This is a genomic window from Streptomyces sp. NPDC018947 (genome assembly GCF_044390505.1).
Classification (GTDB): Bacteria; Actinomycetota; Actinomycetes; order Streptomycetales; family Streptomycetaceae; genus Streptomyces.
The window spans coordinates 1-18716 of record NZ_JBIRZD010000001.1 but is presented as its reverse complement, the minus strand read 5'-3'; the positions used below and the strand labels follow the sequence as shown (position 1 = coordinate 18716).

Sequence of the window (18716 nt, the reverse complement as noted above, 5' to 3'; positions counted from 1 at the left end):
TGCGAGACTGGCCGCATGCCAGTCCTGGACCCGAACCCTCAGCACGGCCAGAAGAAGATGCTGCTCGTCTTCGGCGGCTTCCTCGCCATCTTCGTGATCATCGGCATCATCGCCACGATCGCCTCACCGTGACCGGCCGGGGGTGGGGTTAACCCCCCGTCCCCTAGGGGGCGGGGCTCAGGGTCGAGTGGGTGGACCTCCGGATGGGCCGGGGCCCCTGGATTCCGTAGCGTCGAGACGTGACCGCGACAGGCGGATCGCGGAGCACGGACCAGGGACACTCGAAGACCAGCGGAGGCACTCATGTCGGCCCCAATCTGCACCCGGCCCCACGCGGCGGCCCGGGGCCGCGCCGAGACCCGGCTGCCCTGGTGGGCGCTGGCCCTGCCCGTGACGGCCTTCGTCGCGCTCTTCCTGCTGCTGCTCAACCCGTCGGACGCCCACGCGGCCGCCGGTGAACCGGCGATCGCCCAGCTCCTGGAGCGCGTCCAGCACCTGATCACCCGCTGAGCCCCGGGCCCGCCCGGGGGCTCGTCGCGGCCGTGTGTCCCGCGGCCGACCCGCGTCTCAACTCCCTGCGCCCCGTGGCCTGTTTCATGCGAAGCTGGATGCCATGAGCGTCGCAGAACCCCGCAGGATCATCCTCTTCCGGCATGCGAAAGCCGACTGGCCACAGGTGTCCGACCACGAGCGGCCGCTCGCCGAGCGGGGCCGCATGGATGCCGCAGAGGCCGGACGCCGGCTCGCCGACACCGGCATCCCCGTTGACCAAGCCCTGTGCTCCACGGCCCTGCGTACCCGCGAGACCTGGAAACTCGCCGTCGCCGAGTTCCCGCAGCGGCCGAAAACCGTCTACGAGGAGAGGATCTACGAGGCGTCGCCCGGCGAGCTGATCGCCCTGCTCAACGAGACCCCCGACGACCTGCGGAACGTCCTGGTGGTCGGCCACAACCCCGGCATGGAGGCCCTCACCGAGATCCTGGCCGGCTCGGCCGAGGACGAGGTCCGCAAGCGCATGAGCCGCCGCGGTTTCCCGACCGCCGCCTTCGCCGTCCTGCACTTCACCGGCTCCTGGAAGACCGTGGAGCCCGGAGTGGCGTCGCTCGTCGACTACTGGGCGCCCACCGACTGATCCGTCCCGACGTGACCAACGGCGGCGGGGCCCGGCACCCCCTGAGGGTCCGGGCCCCTGTCGCGCCGGTCCCGGGGGCGGGCCCGGCGGCGCGGGGGGTTCAGTGCCGCTGGGGGCCCTCGGCGGGGACGTCCTCCAGGATGTCCGCCGCCTCGACCTCCTCGCGGGTGATCCCCAGCAGATACAGGACCGTGTCCAGGAACGGAACGTTCACCGCGGTGTGCGCCGCCTCGCGCACCACCGGCTTGGCGTTGAAGGCGACCCCGAGGCCGGCCGCGTTCAGCATGTCCAGGTCGTTGGCGCCGTCCCCGATCGCCACGGTCTGCGACAGGGGCACGCCCGCCTCGGCGGCGAACCGGCGCAGCAGCCGCGCCTTGCCCGCCCGGTCCACGATCTCCCCGGTGACCCGGCCGGTCAGCCGGCCGTCGACGATCTCCAGCGTGTTGGCCTGGGCGAAGTCCAGCCCCAGCCGCTCCTTCAGATCGTCGGTGACCTGGGTGAAGCCGCCGGAGACGACCCCCACCTGGTAGCCGAGCCGCTTCAGCGTACGGATCAGGGTGCGGGCGCCCGGCGTCAGCCGCACCTCGCTGCGCACCTTGTCCACCACCGAGGCGTCCAGCCCCTCCAGCAGTGCCACGCGCGCGTGCAGCGACTGCTCGAAGTCCAGCTCCCCGCGCATCGCGGCCGCCGTCACCTCGGCGACCTTGTCCTCGCAGCCCGCGTGCGCGGCGAACAGCTCGATGACCTCGTCCTGGATGAGCGTGGAGTCCACGTCCATGACGACCAGGCGCTGCGCCCTGCGGTGCAGGCCGGCCGAGACGACGGCCACGTCCACCCCGAGCGCCGCCGCCTCGGTGGCCAGCGCGGTGCGCAGCGGCCCGGTCTCGACGCCGGACACCGCGAACTCGACGGCGGTCACGGGGTACTTGGCGAGCCGGAAGATGCGGTCGATGTTGCTGCCGGTGCCCGTGATCCGGGCGGCTATGGCGGCCGTCGCCTCGGCGGTGAGGGGGTGGCCGAGGACGGTGACCAGGGAGCGGCCGAGGCCGCGCGGGCGGTTGTCGCCGATGCCGGAGATGATCTCGGCCTGCAGCTTCATCGACTCCGCCCAGCCATGGACGGTCGCCCGCAGATCGCCCTCCAGGCCCTGGGGCGGCTCGGTCACGAGCGCGCACAGCACGATCCGGCCACGGGTGACGACCTGCTCGATGTCGACCACGTCGACGGAGTAGGCGGCGAGGGTGTCGAACAGGCCCGCCGTGATGCCCGGCCGGTCCTTGCCGAAGATCTTGACGAGAAGAGTGGGAACGTCAGAGGTCTGCGTAGCGCTCATGGTGTTCTTACCGTATCCGGCACCCGGTGCCTTCCGCCCGCGAGGTCCGACTGACGGACACGGGTGCCGGCGGCGCTCGGGCGTGGTGGGGCGGTGCAAGGGTGCCGGTGAGCGGGGTGGGCGCCGCCTCCCGACGGTGCCCGGTAGCGCCGTCGTGGCGCTGGGCGGGGCGGCCCGGCGTCAGGAGGGACGGTGCGTGCGGGTGCCGGAGGTGCCGCGTCCCGACGGCGCCCGGCGCCTCCCCGGGGGCCGACGCAGCTCGGCCGCCGCCGGGACTGCGTCGAGGCGCCTGCGGCGGGTCACCGGCCGCCCCTCTGCCGACGCGGCGGTGGGGAGGATCCTCGCCCACCGGGACGGGGCCCGGAGGACGCGGCTCCGGCGGACCGACGACCCGGGGGAGCGCCGTGCGGGTCGTCGCCCTCGTCGCCCGGCCCACTCCAGGTCGTCATGCCGCGCTCATCGGTGCTCCGCGCCACGTCGGACGCGCCGCCGCCCTCCCCGTAGCCGCTCCCGTCCGCCCGAACGCCGCCGGGCCCGAGCGCGCCGCCGTCGACCACGAAGCCGCCGTGCGCCGCCCCGGGCCGGCCCGCCCGGCACCGCCACGAACAGGGCCGTCACCTCGCCCGCGCGGGCGAGGAGTTCGGCGGGCGAGACCACAACTCCCGCAGCCCGCAGGCACCGCGGGAAGAAGGACGACAGCGGCACCGCACCGACCGGACCCACCCCCGAGTGGCGTGATCTCGATGACCGTACGGGCCGAACGCGGACACATCCCCGCTCGGCGCGACCGCCCCCCGCCGAGCGCCACGACCGCAGCCGTCAGCGTCCCCGACGAGCCCGATCCGCCCGCGGCGGCGACGCCCTCGCATGTCCCCCTCGCGTGGATTACCACTCTCCGGGCAGGTTTCCGCCCCGCCAACGGGCCCGGCCGAGGGCCCTGTACGCGGTTTTCACAAGGCCCGACTTTCGGTCAGGGGGCCGGGCCTGGAATAGTTCCCCCCTGATGTTCGACATCCCTAGACTCCCCGCGACGGGGGCAATTCGGGGGACAACTCAGTGGGGCATGGAGTGCCGGAACTCGTACTCGAATCTAATGGACGGACCTGGACGCTCGATCCGTCCCGGTCTTACGCGCTCGGGCGTGATCCGCAGGGGGAACTCGTCTTCGACGACGCCAGGGTCTCCTGGCGCCACGCCACGATCAGCTTCAACGGCCGCGGCTGGGTCCTGGAGGACCACGGCAGCACCAACGGCACGTTCGTGCACGGTCAGCGGACCCAGCACGTGGAGCTCGGCGCCGGCACGGTCGTGAACCTGGGCAACGCGACCGACGGACCGCGGCTGACCCTGTCCGCCGTCGGCACGCCGCAGGCACAGCCGCAGCAGCCGTACGCCGCGCAGGGCGCGAACGCCGGCTGGGCACCGCAGGCCCCCGCGCAGCAGCCGCAGCAGCAGGCCCCGCAGCAGCACCAGGGGCAGCAGCCCGGTTGGCACCAGCCGCAGCAGGCCGCACCTCAGCAGGCCGCGCCGCAGGCCCAGGCGCACTTCCCCCAGCAGCAGGGACCCGGCGGCGCGGCGGGGGCGCCACCGGTCCACGGGGACCGCAGCCCGACCACGTTCCACCAGTTCTCGCTCGGCCGCGTCATGCGCATCGGCCGTGCGCTGGAGAACGACCTGGTCGTCTCCGACCTCCAGGTCTCCCGCAACCACGCCGAGTTCCACGCGACGCCCGACGGCCGCATGGAGATCCGCGACCTCGGCTCCCACAACGGCACGTACGTCAACGGCCAGCCGATCGCCAAGGGCGGCACCCAGCTCCTCGGCCCGGCCGACATCGTCGGCGTCGGCCACTCGACGTTCCGTATCGTCGGGGACCGGCTCGAGGAGTTCGTCGACACCGGTGAGGTGTCCTTCTCCGCCCGCCACCTGACCGTCACGGTCGACGGCGGCAAGCAGATCCTCAAGGACGTCTCCTTCGGGGTCCCCGAGAAGTCGCTGATCGCGGTCATCGGCCCGTCCGGCTCCGGCAAGTCGACCCTGCTCAAGGCGCTCACCGGTTACCGGCCCGCCGACCAGGGCGAGGTCCTCTACGACAACCGGAACCTCTACAAGCAGTTCGCCGAGCTGCGCCAGCGCATCGGTCTGGTCCCGCAGGACGACATCCTGCACAAGGAGCTGACCGTCAAGAAGGCCCTGAAGTACGCGGCCAAGCTGCGCTTCCCGGCCGACACCACCGGCGCCGAGCGCGACGCGCGCATCGACGAGGTGCTGCGCGAGCTCAAGCTCGACATCCACAAGGACAAGAAGGTCACCTCCCTGTCCGGCGGACAGCGCAAGCGCGTGTCCGTCGCCCTGGAGCTGCTGACCAAGCCGTCGCTGATCTTCCTGGACGAGCCGACCTCCGGCCTCGACCCGGGCATGGACCGCGACGTGATGCAGCTCCTGCGCGGCCTCGCCGACGACGGCCGCACCGTCCTGGTCGTCACCCACTCGGTGGCCGAGCTGGCGATCTGCGACAAGCTGCTGGTGATGGCGCCCGGCGGCTCGGTCGCCTACTTCGGCCCGCCCGAGGAGGCGCTGAACTTCTTCGGCTACGAGACCTGGGCCGACGTCTTCTCCGCCTTCGAGAACTACCGCGACTACGACTGGGCCGGCCGCTGGAAGGGCTCGCAGCACTACCAGATGTACGCCGCGGACATAGACGCCGTCGCGCCGCAGGCCGTACAGGTCCCGCCGATGCAGGCGATGAAGCCGCCGAAGCCGCAGGGCTGGATGTCGCAGTTCGTCACCCTGGTGCGCCGCTACGTCTCGGTGATCGCCTCCGACAAGGGCTTCCTCGCCCTGATGGTGATCCTGCCGGCCGTCCTCGGCTCGGTCAGCCTGCTGATCAACCCGGACAAGGGCCTGCTGCCCAACATCCACCCGCAGACCGGCCGGGTCGTCCCCAACGGCACGGCCACCACCGTCCTGCTGATCCTCGCCGTCGGCGCCTGCTTCGCCGGCGCCGCGAACTCCGTCCGCGAGCTGATCAAGGAACGGGTCATCTACGAGCGGGAGCGCGCGACCGGCCTGTCGCGCTCCGCGTACCTGATGTCCAAGGTGTTCGTGCTCGGCGTGATCACCGTGTTCCAGGGCCTGCTGGTCGGCGTGATCGGCTTCGCGAGCCGGGAAGTCCCGCAGGAAGGCCTGATCCTCGGCAGTGCGACGCTCATCGAGCTCTCCCTGCCGATCATGGCGCTGGGCTTCACCTCGATGATGTTCGGCCTGATCATCTCCTCGCTGGTGAAGACCGCCGAGAAGACCATGCCGCTGCTGGTGATGTTCGCGATCATCCAGGTCGTCTTCACCGGCTGCCTCTTCGCCCTGAACGGCACGATCGGCGTCAACCAGTTCTCGTACCTGATGCCGTCCCGCTGGGCGGTCGCCGCGGCCGGCGCCACGCTGGACTTCAACAAGATCAGCCCGCCCGAGGAGGGCGCCGGGGCGGACCCGCTGTGGGAGCACTCCGTCGGCGCCTGGGGCCTGGACATGGCCGCGCTGATCGCGCTCGGCGTGGTCTGCGGCTTCTTCGTGGCCCGCTTCCTGCGCCGCCACGAACCCGAGGTCATGCGCAAGTAGCCCCCGCCCCGACGCCCGAAGGGCGGCACCCCCACAGGAGGGTGCCGCCCTTCGGCGTTCGGCTCGGCGCCGCGTTGAAGAGGTCCGCGCCGACCTCAGTACGCGCTGTTGACGTTGTCCATGGAGCCGTAGCGGTCGGCCGCGTAGTTGCAGGCCGCGGCGATGTTGGCGACCGGGTCGTAGATGTCCCAGGACGTGCCCGGCACGTGGTAGGCCTTGAACGTCGGCGGGATCACCTGGAGCAGGCCCTTCGACGGGATTCCGTTGATGGCGTTGATGTCCCAGAGGTTGATGGCCCGGGGGTTGCCGGAGGACTCCCGCATGATGTTGCGGTGGATGCCGCTGTAGCTGCCCGGGATGTCGTGCTTGGCCATGATGGCCCGGGCCTCGCGGATCCAGCCGTCGAGGTTGTTCGGGTAGGTCTTCGCGGAGACCTGCTTCACCGTGGTGCGCTCGGCGGCGCGGCTCGCGGACTCCTTCGCCGCACGCTCGGCGGCGGCCTTCTTCGCGGCGGCCTTCTTGGCGGCGGCGGCCTTCTGCTCGGCGGCGGCCTTCTCGGCGGCGGCCTTCTTCGCGGCCGCCTCCTGCTTCGCCTCGATGTAGGCGGCCTTCTGGCTGGCACCGGCGAGCTGGTCGGCGATGCCGGCGTGCACGTCCTTGATCTGCTGGTTGCTGCTGTACGCCACCTTGGCCGCGGGAGCGGCCTCGCTCGTGGTCGTCGTCTGACCGCTGGCCGGGAACGCGGCGAGGGTGACGGCGGTGACACCGGCCAGGCCGACGCCGGCGAACGCGACCTTGTGGGTGCGGTTCAGCTTCTGGGCGCGGTCGAGGGAACGGCGATAACCACGGGTGAGGATGTTCTTGGGCATGGCGGGACAGACCTCTTCGGATAGCGCGGAGGTCGCTCTCGTCCGATGGGGACAGGGGTGCTTCCGGCACAAACGCCGCGGGGGAGACCCACGGCGCTGAGCGACGAGAGCAATTCTTAGCGGCCGCAAAATCCGGAGGCAAAGGTGTGACGTACGACCCGAGGTAGTGGATCAGGGTCCGGCAAAGCGGGGCAGACAGGACCGTCTGCCCCGCTCAAAACGGACGAGTCGTTCTCCTACTCCTCTTCGTACGTGACGTGCACCCTATGCGCGGGCTCACACCCCGGACCCGTCCGTCTCACTGTCGGTTGCTCGAGCAATGCGCGGCGTGAGGGGGGTGGGGAACGGCTCCCGAGGCAGGAGGAGATGGACGTCTCCGAACTCGTGCCACAGGTAGCGCTCGCGCACCGCCTCCTCGTACCCGCGGTCGATCGCCGCACGCCCCGCCACCGCCTCCAGCAGCAGCAGATGCGAGGCCCGCGGCTCGTGCAGCCCCGTCAGCAGCCCGTCCACCACCCGCACCCCGCGCTCCGGGGTGACGACCAGATCGGTCCACCCCTCCCGCGCCCGTACGACCCCGTCGGCGCCGGCCGCCGACTCCACCGCCCGCACCGCCGTCGTCCCCACCGCCACGACCCGTCGGCCCGCCGCCCGCGCCGCGTTGACCAGCTCCGCCGACGACTGCGGCACCCGGAACCGCTCCGGATACGGAGGCTCGTGCGCCTCCGCCGAGGCCACCCCCGTGTGCAGCGTCACCGGCGCGAACCGCACACCCCGGCTGACCAGCTCCGTCACCAGCCGCGCCGTGAAGGGACGCGCCGCACTCGGCATCTCCGCGCTGCCCGCCCCGTCGCCCGCCGGCAGCGCGAAGACGGTCTGGTAGGCGGACAGCGGCTGGTCCCGCTCCGTGTAGGAGTAGCGGATGGGCCGCCCGTGCTCCCGCAGCACCGCGGGCACCTCCGCCCCGGACACCCGCGCCCACCACAGCCGCTCCCCGCGGGCGCTCAGCGGCTCCTCCAGCACCAGCAGACCGCCACCCGACAGCCGCACCTCCGTCCCGGCCGGCCGTTCGCCCTCCCGGGACCGCCGGTCACTCCCTACTCGCGCACGCGCGCGCGTGGTGCCCCGCCCGTCCGGCTCCCGCAGCTCCACCGCCCACCGGCCGTCGTCACCGCGCGTGGAGAAGTGCACCACCACGCGCGCGTGCCCGACCTGCCCGTCCACCGCCGCCGCCAGCGTGGCCGACGTGTTGACGATCAGCACGTCCCCGGCCCGCAGCAGCCGCGGCAGCTCCGTGAAACGGTGGTGCGACACGTCCGTCCCGCGCGACACGAGCAGCCGTACGTCGTCCCGGTCCAGCCCGGGACCCCGCTGCTCGACGGGCACCCGCGCCGACAGCTCCCCGGGCACGAGCAGCGCCGCCGTCACCGCCGCCCCTCCAGCAGCGCCGGCGCCGTGCGGCGTCCGCTCGCCGGCCGCTCGTCCAGCAGCCGCAGCAGGGCCGGCACGACGGCGGCCGGATCGGGCCGCGGCCCGTCGTCGTCCGGTACGGCCGCCGCGTACAGGTCCGTCGCCATGTCCCCCGGATCGACCGCCCACACCCGCAGCCCCGGCTCCTCCACGGCCAGCACCGCCGCGAGGTGGTCCAGCGCCGCCTTGGACGCCCCGTAACCGCCCCACGTCTCGTAGGCCTCGACGGCGGCGTCCGAGCTGACCGTGATCACCGCGCCCGCGGGAGCCGACCGCAGCAGCGGCAGCGCCTCCCGCACCAGGCCCAGCGCCGCCACCACGTTCACCTCCAGCGCCCGGCGCAGCCCCTCCGCCGACAGCGCCTCCAGCCGCACCAGCGGCTCCGCGCCCAGCGCGCTCGCGTTGCTGACCAGCAGATCCACCCCGCCCAGCCGCCGCGCCGCCGCCACCAGCTCGGCCCGGTGCCGGGCGTCCGTCACGTCCCCGGGCAGCGCCGCCACCCGCGTGCCGTACGACTCCAGCGCCGCCGCCGTCCCGGCGAGCACCTCCGGCGTCCTGGCGTCGACCACCAGGTCCCATCCCCGCCCCGCCAGCGCCTCGGCCAGCGCCCGGCCCAACCCCTTCGAAGCCCCTGTGATGACCGCAACCGGCATGACCAGCCTCCTCGTCGTCGACGCCTCCTGATCGGCGTGAACTCAACGTAGGAACCGCCCCGAGCCCACCGCCTCGGCCACGGGCCGCATCCGCCGGGGCCGTTCGCCCTAGGCCCGCCGGAGGGGACCGGACCGGGACCGCGGACCTGCGTCCCCCGCCCTCGGTCCCGCGCACCGGGGAGGCAGCCCCGGGCGGGGAGCCCCGGCAGGGCGCCCCGGCCACCGGGCGTCCCGGCCACCGGGCGCCCGGGGGAGGCCGCTGCCGGTCCGCCGTCCCCGGAAGCGTCCACCGCGGGGACGGCGCGAGCCGGACCTACGCCCGCCGCCCTAGGTCCGGGGCACCAGACCGCGGCCGCCACAGGTCCGATCCCGCCGTCGGAGCCCGCCGGTACCGTGAGGACATGAGTCACGGCCCCCGGACCGGCCTCGCCGCGGTGAGTTCCGCGCTGCTGGCCATGAGCAGGCACCTGGAGGTGCGCGACGTCCTCAAGACGATCGTCGCCTCGGCCCGCGAGCTGCTCGACGCCGAGTACGCGGCCCTCGGCGTCCCCGACGACCACGGCGGCTTCGCCCAGTTCGTGGTCGACGGCGTCAGCGACGAGCAGTGGAAGGCCATCGGCCCGCTGCCGCGCCAGCACGGCATCCTCGCCGCGATGCTCCACCGGTCCGGGCCCGAGCGCCTCGCCGACGTCCGCAAGGACCCCCGCTTCGAGGGCTGGCCCTCGGCCCACCCGGACCTCGCCGACTTCCTGGGGCTGCCGATCCGCGACGGCGACGAGGTCATCGGGGCCCTCTTCCTCGCCAACAAGAACTGCGCGACCAAGCCCGAGGGCGGCTGCGGCTTCACGGAGGACGACGAGGAACTGCTCGGCATCCTCGCCCAGCACGCCGCGATCGCCCTCACCAACGCCCGCCTGTACGAACGCAGCCGTGAACTGACCATCGCCGAGGAACGCTCCCGCCTCGCCCACGAACTGCACGACGCGGTCAGCCAGAAGCTGTTCTCCCTGCGCCTGACCGCCCAGGCCGCCGCCGCCCTGGTCGACCGCGACCCGGCCCGCGCCAAGGGAGAACTCCAGCAGGTCGCCGCGCTCGCCGCCGAGGCCGCCGACGAACTGCGCGCCGCCGTCGTGGAGCTGCGCCCCGCCGCCCTGGACGAGGACGGCCTCGTCGCCACCCTCCGCGACCAGATCCGGGTCCTCGACCGTGCCCACACCGCGCGCGTGACCTTCACCGGGCACGGTGTGAAGGCCCTGCCCGCCGCTCAGGAGGAGGCCGTCCTGCGCGTCGCCCAGGAGGCGCTGCACAACGCGCTGCGCCACTCCGGGGCGGCCCGTGTCGACGTGACGCTGGACCGGCGCGGCACCGGCGCCGTCCTGCGCGTCACCGACGACGGCACCGGCTTCGACCCCCACGCGGTGCGCCGCGCCGGCCGGCACCTGGGCCTCGTCTCCATGCGGGACCGGGCGAACGGCGCCGGCGGCGCGCTGACCGTGGAATCCGCGCCCGGCAAGGGCACCACGATCGAGATGGAGGTTCCCGGTGGCTGATGCGATCAAGGTCCTGCTCGTCGACGACCACCAGGTGGTCCGCCGGGGACTGCGTACGTTCCTGGAGGTGCAGGACGACATAGAGGTGGTCGGCGAGGCCGCCGACGGCGCCGAGGGAGTCGACCGCGCCGAGGAGCTGAAGCCCGACGTGATCCTCATGGACGTCAAGATGCCGGGCATGGACGGGGTCGCCGCGCTGCGCCGGCTCCGCGAACTGGAGAACCGCGCGCGCGTGCTGATCGTCACCAGCTTCACCGAGCAGCGCACGGTCGTCCCGGCCCTGCGGGCGGGCGCCGCGGGCTACGTCTACAAGGACGTCGACCCGGACGCGCTGGCGGGCGCCATCCGCTCCGTCCACGCCGGGCACATCCTGCTCCAGCCCGAGATCGCGGGCGCGCTGCTGTCCCAGGAGGAGAGCGGCGCCGGCCAGGGGCGCGCGGGATCCCTCACGGAGCGGGAGCGCGAGGTGCTCGGCCTCATCGCGGACGGGCGCTCCAACCGGGAGATCGCCCGGGCGCTGGTCCTGTCCGAGAAGACCGTGAAGACCCACGTCTCGAACATCCTGATGAAACTCGACCTGGCGGACCGTACCCAGGCCGCCCTGTGGGCCGTACGCCACGGTGTGACCGGCTGAGGATGGTTCCCCTCCGGTCGGAGATTCATACCGTCGTGGGAATGTCACCCGGATGGCGCATCCTTCGCCGTGCCCGCCCGTTCTTCAGTGCGTGCCGCGGCGAGTGCCGCGGTGATCCACAGGAGGGGTCGAGCAAGTGAAGAACCTGAAGAAGGCAGCGGCCGTGACGATGGTGGCCGGCGGGCTGATCGCCGCCGGCGCGGGCATGGCCTCCGCCACCGACGGCTCCCACGCCCACGGGAACACCGTCGGCTCCCCGGGCATCGCGTCCGGCAACCTCGTCCAGGCGCCGGTCCACGTCCCGGTCAACGCCGTCGGCAACAGCGTCAACGTCGTGGGTCTCCTCAACCCGGCCTTCGGCAACCTGGCCCTCAACAACTGACCCAGCCGCCCCCGCCCCCGACACCGGGGGCGGGACCGCCACGCAACAACGCCCACCCGTGCCAGGTGCCTGCGGGCAGTCGTGTCACGTAGCTGCGTCCACCCACCGTGCCACGTGCCTGCTGGCGATCGTGCCGCATAGCTGCCTCACCGTGCCGCACAGCTGCGGGCAGTCGTGCCGCTGGGGCGGCACGGGTGGGCGCAGCGGCACCCCGCAACGCCGGGCACGCGACAGCCTCGCGCCCACGTCACGCCGGGCAACCACTCCAACGCGGGCCGCCCCCACCGGCCCGCACCCACGCCGGGCAACCGGGAAACCCCGGACCACGCTCCCCACCTCACCCCCAACGGCACCTCACCGCTCCCGCTCCTCCACAACGGAGTTGTACGCCGCGACCTGCGCCCGCCGAGCCGTCCGCTCCACCGGCCGCAGCGCCGCCCCCCGAGCCGCCATCTCCGACGCGCTCACCGCACCCCCGTGCCCGTTCTCGTACGCCAGCGCCACCAACGCACCCACCCGCTGGGCCAACTCCAGCACCCGCACCGCCCGCGGCGGATACCCCGGCGCCAACACCTCACGCCCCCGCTCCGCCCGCGCCCGGTACGCCGCGACCGCCGCCTCCGCCACCGGCCCCGACCCGGCCACGTCCAGCCGCGTCAGCACCTCCGTCGCGTCCCGCAGCGCCTCCGCCAGCTCGCGTTCCGCCTCCCCGAGCGACGGCACGTCCGCGGGCGGAGCCTCCCGCACCGGCAGACAGTGCCAGACCACCTCGACATGCACATCGCCCGAGGGCCCCGCCTCGTACACCTCCGGCACCAGCCCCAGCGCGGCCCCGTGGCAGACCACCGCCTCCTCGGCCTCCAGCGCCCGCGCGTTGAACTCCGGCGGCCCGCTCAGCCCCAGCGGATGCCCCGGCGCGGGAAGCGCCACCCGCAGCCCCCTCGCCCCGAGCGCCCGCAGCCGGCCGAGCGCCAGCGTGAGACCGACGGGCCCCGATTCACCCGGCAGTCCCTCCACCCGGTGCACCGCGTCCTCGCCGACGATCGCGTCCGCGGCGTCATCAGGAGAGACCATTCCGGCAATAAGGGCATTTCCCCAGGCGGCCAGGCGCCCCGAGCGTGGTTCCGAGAGCATGCCCCCACCCTAAGGACCGGACCGATGGAACGACGATGCCGACCGGTGGCGTAGATTTCCTGGAGGGCCTGCGCCCACCGGCGCGGCGGCCCGAGCCACAGGCCTAGACAGCCGAGACCGGTCACACTGCAAGGGGAGACACTGCGCTCATGAGCGATGTTCTGGAGCTTCAGGACGTATCCGTGGTCCGCGAGGGCCGGGCTCTGGTGGACCAGGTCTCCTGGTCGGTCAAGGAGGGCGAGCGCTGGGTCATCCTCGGCCCCAACGGAGCCGGCAAGACCACCCTCCTCAACGTCGCGTCCAGCTACCTCTACCCGAGCACCGGCACCGCGACGATCCTGGGCGAGACGCTCGGCAGGCCCGGCACCGACGTCTTCGAGCTGCGCCCGCGCATCGGCATGGCCGGCATCGCCATGGCCGACAAGCTGCCCAAGCGCCAGACCGTCCTGCAGACCGTGCTCACCGCCGCCTACGGCATGACCGCCGGCTGGCAGGAGGAGTACGAGGACATCGACGAGCAGCGCGCCCGCGCCTTCCTCGACCGCCTCGGCATGACCGAGTTCCTGGACCGCAGGTTCGGCTCCCTCTCCGAGGGCGAGCGCAAGCGCACCCTGATCGCCCGCGCCCTGATGGCCGACCCCGAACTGCTGCTCCTCGACGAGCCGGCCGCCGGCCTCGACCTCGGCGGTCGCGAGGACCTCGTACGCCGCCTCGGCCGCCTCGCCCGCGACCCCATCGCCCCCTCGATGATCATGGTCACGCACCACGTCGAGGAGATCGCCCCGGGCTTCACCCACGTCCTGATGATCCGTCAGGGCAAGGTCCTGGCCGCGGGCCCGCTGGAGCTGGAGCTCACCTCCCGCAACCTGTCCCACTGCTTCGGACTCCCGCTCGTCGTCGAGCAGGTCGGCGACCGCTGGACCGCCCAGGGGCTCCCCCTGTCCTGAGCCGCCCCCCGTGCGCCCTGTCCCCGGCACGGGTCACGGACCTACCATGACCGCGTGAACGACATAGACGCATGGGTGTGGTGGCTCGTCGCCGCGGCAGCGCTCGGAATCCCGCTCGTCGTGACCGCGATGCCGGAGTTCGGGATGCTCGCCGTCGGCGGGGTCGCCGCCGCCGCGGCCTCCGGCCTCGGGGCCGGCCTCGTCGTCCAGGTCCTCGTCTTCGTCCTCGTCTCCGTCGCCCTCATCGCCGTCGTGCGGCCCGTCGCCGCCCGGCACCGCTCCCAACGACCCCAACTCGCCACCGGCGTCGACGCCCTGAAGGGCAGACAGGCCGTGGTGCTGGAGCGGGTCGACGGCAACGGCGGCCGGATCAAGCTGGCAGGCGAGGTCTGGTCGGCACGCGCGCTCGACACCGGCCGTGCCTACGAGGTGGGCCAGGAAGTGGACGTGGTCGACATCGAGGGGGCCACGGCGGTCGTCATGTGACGGCCCGACGCAAGTGGCCCGAACGTGCCCCGGGGCATGCGACGGTCTGTCAGACTCGACGAGCAAGATCTTCAACAGCCGTAGGATCAGCAGTCATCAGGGTCAACAGGGCCGACAGATCCTTGGACATCCGCCGAAGCGCCCAGGCGGAGAAGGGTACGCGGAGCCACGATGCAACCGGTCATCATCGTTCTGATCATCCTGGTGGTGTTGGTCTTCATCGCCCTGATCAAGACCATCCAGGTCATCCCCCAGGCCAGCGCCGCCATCGTCGAGCGCTTCGGCCGCTACACGCGGACGCTGAACGCGGGACTCAACATCGTGGTCCCCTTCATCGACACCATCCGCAACCGCATCGACCTGCGCGAACAGGTCGTCCCCTTCCCGCCGCAGCCGGTGATCACCCAGGACAACCTGGTCGTCAACATCGACACCGTCATCTACTACCAGGTGACCGACGCCCGCGCCGCGACGTACGAAGTGGCCAGCTACATCCAGGCGATCGAGCAGCTCACCGTCACCACCCTGCGCAACATCATCGGCGGCATGGACCTGGAGCGGACCCTGACCTCCCGCGAGGAGATCAACGCGGCCCTGCGCGGCGTCCTCGACGAGGCCACCGGCAAGTGGGGCATCCGCGTCAACCGCGTCGAGCTGAAGGCCATCGAGCCGCCCACCTCCATCCAGGACTCGATGGAGAAGCAGATGCGCGCCGACCGCGACAAGCGCGCCGCGATCCTCCAGGCCGAGGGTGTCCGGCAGTCCGAGATCCTGCGTGCCGAGGGCGAGAAGCAGTCCCAGATCCTGCGCGCCGAGGGTGAGGCCAAGGCCGCCGCCCTGCGCGCCGAGGGCGAGGCCCAGGCCGTCCGTACGGTCTTCGAGGCGATCCACGCCGGCGACCCGGACCAGAAGCTGCTCTCCTACCAGTACCTCCAGATGCTCCCGAAGATCGCCGAAGGCGACGCCAACAAGCTCTGGATCGTGCCCAGCGAGATCGGTGACGCCCTCAAGGGCCTGTCCGGCGCCATGGGCAACTTCGGTCCGATGGGCGGTGGTTCGGGCGGCGGCGGCAACACCGGCTCGGTCCCGTCCCAGGAACGGCGCGAGAAGCCGAGCATCGACTGACGGATCCCGGGAACGACGTTCCCCGCACCCACCACAGGGGTGCGGGGAACTGTGCGAGCGGCCGCGTACGGCCGTGAGCCGAGAGCGATCGAACTCGGCGGACGCGCTACGCGGCGTTCAGCGCCAACCAGTCCGGCAGCGCATCGAGGTCCTCCCGCGCCAGCGCCAGCAGCATCGCGTCGGCCGGCGTCGGCTCGAACGGCTCACGCAGTAACGGCATCCCCGCCTGCTCCGGCGTCCGGTTCGCCTTGCGGTGGTTGTCCTCCGCGCAGGACGCCACCGTGTTCAGCCACGTGTCCTGCCCGCCGTGGGACCTAGGCACCACGTGGTCCACGGTCGTCGCCCGCCCGCCGCAGTACGCGCACCGGTGCCGGTCCCGGACCAGCACACCCCGCCTCGACCACGGCGCACGTCTTCGGAAGGGCACCCGTACGTACTGGCACAGCCTGATCACCCGGGGCGCCGGTATGTCGAGCGCGGCTCCGCGCATCCGCAGTTCGGGGTGGGCCTGCTCGACGACGGCCTTGTCCTGGAGCACCAGAACGACGGCTCGATTCAGCGTCACCGTCGACAGCGGCTCGAAGCTCGCGTTCAGTACCAGCGTGTCCCGCATACCAGCCCACCTCCCGTGTGCACCGGCCCACCCCTCGGCGGGCTGGGATCAACTCTGGCCGGGCACGCCGGGATGGACAACGCAATATCCGCCGCTCATCACGGGGGCCGCCCCGCATCCCTCCAGGCCCCCTGGCAACAAAAATGCCCGCCTCTGATCACTTCCAAGACCAGAGGCGGGCAAACGTTCCATGAACCCTCGGTTGCTCAGCCGCCGGCGGGTACCTCGTACTCACCGATGAGCTGGGCGCGGGCGATCGTGTGGAACCGCAGGTTGAAACCCACGACGGCGGGAGTGGCGCCGGCGTCCGGGCCGAGCTTCTCCTGATCCACGGCGTACACCGTGAACACGTAGCGGTGCGGGCCGTCCCCGGGCGGCGGAGCGGCCCCGCCGAACTCCTTGCCGCCGTAGTCGTTGCGCGCCTGCACCGCACCCGCGGGCAGCCCCTCGAACGCGCCGCTGCCCGCGCCCGCGGGCAGCTCGGTCACCGACGCCGGGATGTCGAACACCACCCAGTGCCAGAAGCCGCTGCCCGTCGGGGCGTCCGGGTCGTAGCAGGTCACGGCGAAGCTCTTGGTCTCGGCGGGGAAGCCCTCCCACCGCAGGTGCGGAGAGGTGTTGCCGGCCGCGTGGACCTGAGCGTCCTTGAGCGTGGCACCCTCCTGGACGTCGTCACTGGTGACAGTGAACGACGGCACGGGCGGATGGAAGTCATGGGGGAGCGGACGCCGCTTGAGCTCGGTCACCTCGGTACCTCCTGATCGTTCGGTGCAGAGATGACCGAGCCTAGATCCACTAGAACCAGTTCCGCTTGCTGCCGACCTCGGAGAGCCACTGGTTGAGGTACGCGGCCCAGTCGGTGGCGTGGTAGTCGTTCAGCCCCACCTTGAACGAACGGAAGGTGTCGCTGCCCTCGCTGAACAGGCCCGGCTTCTTGTCCATCTCCAGCACGACGTCCATCGCCTGCTCGTCGGCGACGAAGCTCAGCTCGACCTGGTTCAGCCCCCGGTACTGCTGCGGCGGGAAGAACTCGATCTCCTGGTAGAACGGCAGCTTCTGCCGCGTGCCCCGGATGTGGCCGCGCTCCATGTCCGCGTTCTTGAAACGGAAGCCGAGCTGGATGAACGCGTCCAGGATCGCCTTCTGCGCCGGCAGCGGGTGCACGTTGATCGGGTCGAGGTCACCGGAGTCCACGGCGCGAGCGATCTCCAGCTCGGTCGTGACCCCGATGTTCATCCCGCGCAGCGCCTGGCCGTCGATCATCGTGACCGGCGTCTCCCAGGGGATCTCCAGCCCGAACGGCACCGTGTGCACGGCGCCCGCCTTCAGCTCGAAGGCACCGCCGAGCCGCACCTTGATGAACTCGATGTCCTGCTTGTACTCCTGGTCGCCGCTCTCGACCTCGACCTTGGCCTGGAGCCCGACCGACAACCCCTCGATCTGCTGGTCCACGGATCCGCCCTGGATCCGCACCTCACCCTGGACGACACCCCCCGGAACGACGTTGACCTCGCTCAGCACGGTCTCGACCGAAGCTCCGCCGGCCCCCAGGCTCGCGAGCAGCTTCTTGAACGCCATGTCTCTCCCTCTCCAGGCTCTCCGAAATGACCCTTGATCCCTACAAACGCGATCCGGCCGTTACCGGTTCCGCGCCTCACCCTGGCAAGGCGCCGGCCGGCTGACCACCCCCGCGTCCGACCCGCCTGCGTTACGCTCGGACGGCATGATCGCGACCCCCGACCGTACGCCGCTGCCCAGGGAATTCTTCGACCGCCCCATCCTCGAGGTGGCCCCGGACCTGCTGGGCCGCATCCTCCTGCGGAACACCCCGGACGGTCCGATCGCCCTGCGCCTGACCGAGGTCGAGGCCTACGACGGTGAGAACGACCCGGGCTCCCACGCCTACCGGGGCCGCACGCCCCGCAACGACGTGATGTTCGGTCCCCCCGGACACGTGTACGTCTACTTCACCTACGGCATGTGGTTCTGCATGAACCTGGTCTGCGGTCCCGAGGGCAGGGCGAGCGCCGTTCTCCTGCGCGCCGGCGAGATCGTCGAGGGCGCCGAGCTGGCCCGCACCCGTCGGCTCTCGGCCCGCAACGACAAGGAACTCGCCAAGGGCCCCGCCCGTCTCGCCACGGCCCTCGGTGTGGACCGCGCCCTGAACGGAACGGACGCCTGCGGCGGCGACGGCACCCCGCTGCGCATCCTGAGCGGCACCTCCGTACCCCGCGGCCAGGTGCGCAACGGCCCGCGCACCGGCGTGGCCGGCGAGGGCGGCGTCCACCCCTGGCGCTACTGGGTCGCGGACGACCCGACGGTGAGCCCGTACCGGGCCCATGTGCCGAGGCGCCGCCGAAGTTGACTCCGCCCGTGCGAGGCGCGTAACGTAGCCCGAGCCGCTGAACCGGGTACGGCGAACGCCAGCAGCCGGAGCGGCCAACCCACTACACAACGATTCCCCTCGCGGGGCGAATTCTGGTGTGCTTGCATGCCCGAATTTCGACTCACCGGACTCGATTATGAGTCGGCAGGGAAATCGGCTAACGTAGTGAATGTCGAAAGGGCCGACGGGCGAAAGCTCAAAAGCCTCGGCGACTCCCGCCGACCGGGAATCGGGTCAGAAAAGATCTGATAGAGTCGGAAACGCAAGACCGAAGGGAAGTGCCCGGAGAAAAGCCCGAGAGGGTGAGTACAAAGGAAGCGTCCGTTCCTTGAGAACTCAACAGCGTGCCAAAAGTCAACGCCAGATATGTTGATACCCCGTCTC

19 protein-coding genes are annotated in these 18716 nt (G+C 71.8%); 11 read left to right on the top strand and 8 right to left on the bottom strand.

The features are described 5' to 3' along the window. Positions 1-15 precede the first annotated feature (15 nt). The 3 genes from ACH499_RS00095 to ACH499_RS00085 all read left to right on the top strand — a co-directional run bounded on the left by ACH499_RS00095 (position 16) and on the right by ACH499_RS00085 (position 1132). Positions 16-132, top strand: a complete 117-nt coding sequence (locus tag ACH499_RS00095) for an SGM_5486 family transporter-associated protein (protein ID WP_356203897.1) — start codon at positions 16-18, stop codon at positions 130-132. 171 nt (positions 133-303) lie between these two features. Continuing rightward, entirely contained in the window at positions 304-510 is a 207-nt protein-coding gene (locus ACH499_RS00090; RefSeq protein ID WP_356203899.1) for a hypothetical protein, read from the top strand. Positions 511-613: 103 nt separating this feature from the next. Further along, positions 614-1132: a SixA phosphatase family protein gene (locus tag ACH499_RS00085; RefSeq protein WP_399012901.1), complete on the top strand. Its 519-nt coding sequence runs from the start codon at positions 614-616 to the stop codon at positions 1130-1132. A 100-nt stretch (positions 1133-1232) separates the two neighbouring features. On the opposite strand, the gene serB is transcribed toward ACH499_RS00085, so the two are convergent. Next, positions 1233-2465, bottom strand: coding sequence for a phosphoserine phosphatase SerB (serB, locus tag ACH499_RS00080; protein ID WP_356203902.1), 1233 nt, complete (start codon positions 2463-2465; stop codon positions 1233-1235). Between the two features lie 1068 nt (positions 2466-3533). On the opposite strand from serB, the gene ACH499_RS00075 reads away from it, so the two are divergent. Next, positions 3534-6083: an FHA domain-containing protein gene (locus tag ACH499_RS00075; protein ID WP_399012899.1), complete on the top strand. Its 2550-nt coding sequence runs from the start codon at positions 3534-3536 to the stop codon at positions 6081-6083. A 95-nt stretch (positions 6084-6178) separates the two neighbouring features. Here the strand turns inward: ACH499_RS00075 and ACH499_RS00070 are convergent, their stop codons facing one another. The 3 genes from ACH499_RS00070 to ACH499_RS00060 all read right to left on the bottom strand — a co-directional run bounded on the left by ACH499_RS00070 (position 6179) and on the right by ACH499_RS00060 (position 9075). After that, complete coding sequence (locus ACH499_RS00070; protein ID WP_356203906.1) at positions 6179-6952, bottom strand: transglycosylase SLT domain-containing protein; 774 nt, start codon at positions 6950-6952, stop codon at positions 6179-6181. 276 nt (positions 6953-7228) lie between these two features. Then, on the bottom strand, positions 7229-8380 hold the full coding sequence (locus ACH499_RS00065) for an S-adenosylmethionine:tRNA ribosyltransferase-isomerase (protein WP_399012897.1): 1152 nt from the start codon (positions 8378-8380) through the stop codon (positions 7229-7231). Continuing rightward, positions 8377-9075 carry an SDR family NAD(P)-dependent oxidoreductase gene (locus tag ACH499_RS00060; protein WP_399012896.1) on the bottom strand — a complete coding sequence of 233 codons (699 nt, stop codon included), beginning with the start codon at positions 9073-9075 and terminating at the stop codon, positions 8377-8379. The genes ACH499_RS00065 and ACH499_RS00060 overlap by 4 nt, the downstream gene beginning before the upstream one ends. Positions 9076-9476: 401 nt before the next feature. Here ACH499_RS00060 and ACH499_RS00055 point away from each other — a divergent pair, with 401 nt between their 5' ends. The 3 genes from ACH499_RS00055 (at position 9477) to chpE (ending at position 11641) form a co-directional block, all read left to right on the top strand. Then, positions 9477-10625, top strand: coding sequence for a GAF domain-containing sensor histidine kinase (locus ACH499_RS00055; protein ID WP_399012895.1), 1149 nt, complete (start codon positions 9477-9479; stop codon positions 10623-10625). Then, entirely contained in the window at positions 10618-11259 is a 642-nt protein-coding gene (locus ACH499_RS00050) for a response regulator transcription factor (RefSeq protein ID WP_356203913.1), read from the top strand. The genes ACH499_RS00055 and ACH499_RS00050 overlap by 8 nt, the downstream gene beginning before the upstream one ends. A gap of 136 nt (positions 11260-11395) precedes the next feature. After that, positions 11396-11641, top strand: coding sequence for a chaplin ChpE (gene chpE, locus ACH499_RS00045; protein WP_356203915.1), 246 nt, complete (start codon positions 11396-11398; stop codon positions 11639-11641). A gap of 354 nt (positions 11642-11995) precedes the next feature. Here chpE and ACH499_RS00040 read toward each other — a convergent pair whose 3' ends face one another. Then, positions 11996-12775, bottom strand: a complete 780-nt coding sequence (locus ACH499_RS00040; protein WP_399012892.1) for a hypothetical protein — start codon at positions 12773-12775, stop codon at positions 11996-11998. A gap of 149 nt (positions 12776-12924) precedes the next feature. Between ACH499_RS00040 and ACH499_RS00035 the strand changes: the two genes are divergently transcribed. From ACH499_RS00035 to ACH499_RS00025, 3 genes are all read left to right on the top strand, one after another. Continuing rightward, positions 12925-13722, top strand: a complete 798-nt coding sequence (locus ACH499_RS00035) for an ABC transporter ATP-binding protein (RefSeq protein ID WP_356203918.1) — start codon at positions 12925-12927, stop codon at positions 13720-13722. Positions 13723-13776: 54 nt separating this feature from the next. Then, on the top strand, positions 13777-14208 hold the full coding sequence (locus ACH499_RS00030; protein WP_356203920.1) for an NfeD family protein: 432 nt from the start codon (positions 13777-13779) through the stop codon (positions 14206-14208). Between the two features lie 171 nt (positions 14209-14379). After that, on the top strand, positions 14380-15333 hold the full coding sequence (locus tag ACH499_RS00025) for an SPFH domain-containing protein (protein ID WP_356203921.1): 954 nt from the start codon (positions 14380-14382) through the stop codon (positions 15331-15333). 106 nt (positions 15334-15439) lie between these two features. Here the strand turns inward: ACH499_RS00025 and ACH499_RS00020 are convergent, their stop codons facing one another. The 3 genes from ACH499_RS00020 to ACH499_RS00010 form a co-directional block, all read right to left on the bottom strand. Further along, complete coding sequence (locus ACH499_RS00020; RefSeq protein ID WP_399012890.1) at positions 15440-15946, bottom strand: HNH endonuclease; 507 nt, start codon at positions 15944-15946, stop codon at positions 15440-15442. A 206-nt stretch (positions 15947-16152) separates the two neighbouring features. Next, positions 16153-16692, bottom strand: coding sequence for a YbhB/YbcL family Raf kinase inhibitor-like protein (locus ACH499_RS00015; protein WP_356203925.1), 540 nt, complete (start codon positions 16690-16692; stop codon positions 16153-16155). A gap of 49 nt (positions 16693-16741) precedes the next feature. Then, positions 16742-17524 (bottom strand): sporulation protein, encoded by a 783-nt coding sequence (locus tag ACH499_RS00010; RefSeq protein WP_356203926.1) that lies wholly within the window; start codon positions 17522-17524, stop codon positions 16742-16744. 145 nt (positions 17525-17669) lie between these two features. On the opposite strand from ACH499_RS00010, the gene ACH499_RS00005 reads away from it, so the two are divergent. Next, positions 17670-18311, top strand: a complete 642-nt coding sequence (locus ACH499_RS00005; protein WP_399012887.1) for a DNA-3-methyladenine glycosylase — start codon at positions 17670-17672, stop codon at positions 18309-18311. The last annotated feature ends 405 nt before the right edge of the window (positions 18312-18716 follow it).

What these genes read in the sequence shown, in the direction of transcription:
- ACH499_RS00095 (WP_356203897.1), top strand. Translation starts at nt 16, where the DNA reads ATGCCAGTCCTGGACCCGAACCCTCAGCACGGCCAGAAGAAGATGCTG.
- ACH499_RS00090 (WP_356203899.1), top strand. Translation starts at nt 304, where the DNA reads ATGTCGGCCCCAATCTGCACCCGGCCCCACGCGGCGGCCCGGGGCCGC.
- ACH499_RS00085 (WP_399012901.1), top strand. Translation starts at nt 614, where the DNA reads ATGAGCGTCGCAGAACCCCGCAGGATCATCCTCTTCCGGCATGCGAAA.
- serB (WP_356203902.1), bottom strand. Translation starts at nt 2,465, where the DNA reads ATGAGCGCTACGCAGACCTCTGACGTTCCCACTCTTCTCGTCAAGATC.
- ACH499_RS00070 (WP_356203906.1), bottom strand. Translation starts at nt 6,952, where the DNA reads ATGCCCAAGAACATCCTCACCCGTGGTTATCGCCGTTCCCTCGACCGC.
- ACH499_RS00060 (WP_399012896.1), bottom strand. Translation starts at nt 9,075, where the DNA reads ATGCCGGTTGCGGTCATCACAGGGGCTTCGAAGGGGTTGGGCCGGGCG.
- ACH499_RS00055 (WP_399012895.1), top strand. Translation starts at nt 9,477, where the DNA reads ATGAGTCACGGCCCCCGGACCGGCCTCGCCGCGGTGAGTTCCGCGCTG.
- ACH499_RS00040 (WP_399012892.1), bottom strand. Translation starts at nt 12,775, where the DNA reads ATGCTCTCGGAACCACGCTCGGGGCGCCTGGCCGCCTGGGGAAATGCC.
- ACH499_RS00035 (WP_356203918.1), top strand. Translation starts at nt 12,925, where the DNA reads ATGAGCGATGTTCTGGAGCTTCAGGACGTATCCGTGGTCCGCGAGGGC.
- ACH499_RS00025 (WP_356203921.1), top strand. Translation starts at nt 14,380, where the DNA reads ATGCAACCGGTCATCATCGTTCTGATCATCCTGGTGGTGTTGGTCTTC.
- ACH499_RS00020 (WP_399012890.1), bottom strand. Translation starts at nt 15,946, where the DNA reads ATGCGGGACACGCTGGTACTGAACGCGAGCTTCGAGCCGCTGTCGACG.
- ACH499_RS00010 (WP_356203926.1), bottom strand. Translation starts at nt 17,524, where the DNA reads ATGGCGTTCAAGAAGCTGCTCGCGAGCCTGGGGGCCGGCGGAGCTTCG.
- ACH499_RS00005 (WP_399012887.1), top strand. Translation starts at nt 17,670, where the DNA reads ATGATCGCGACCCCCGACCGTACGCCGCTGCCCAGGGAATTCTTCGAC.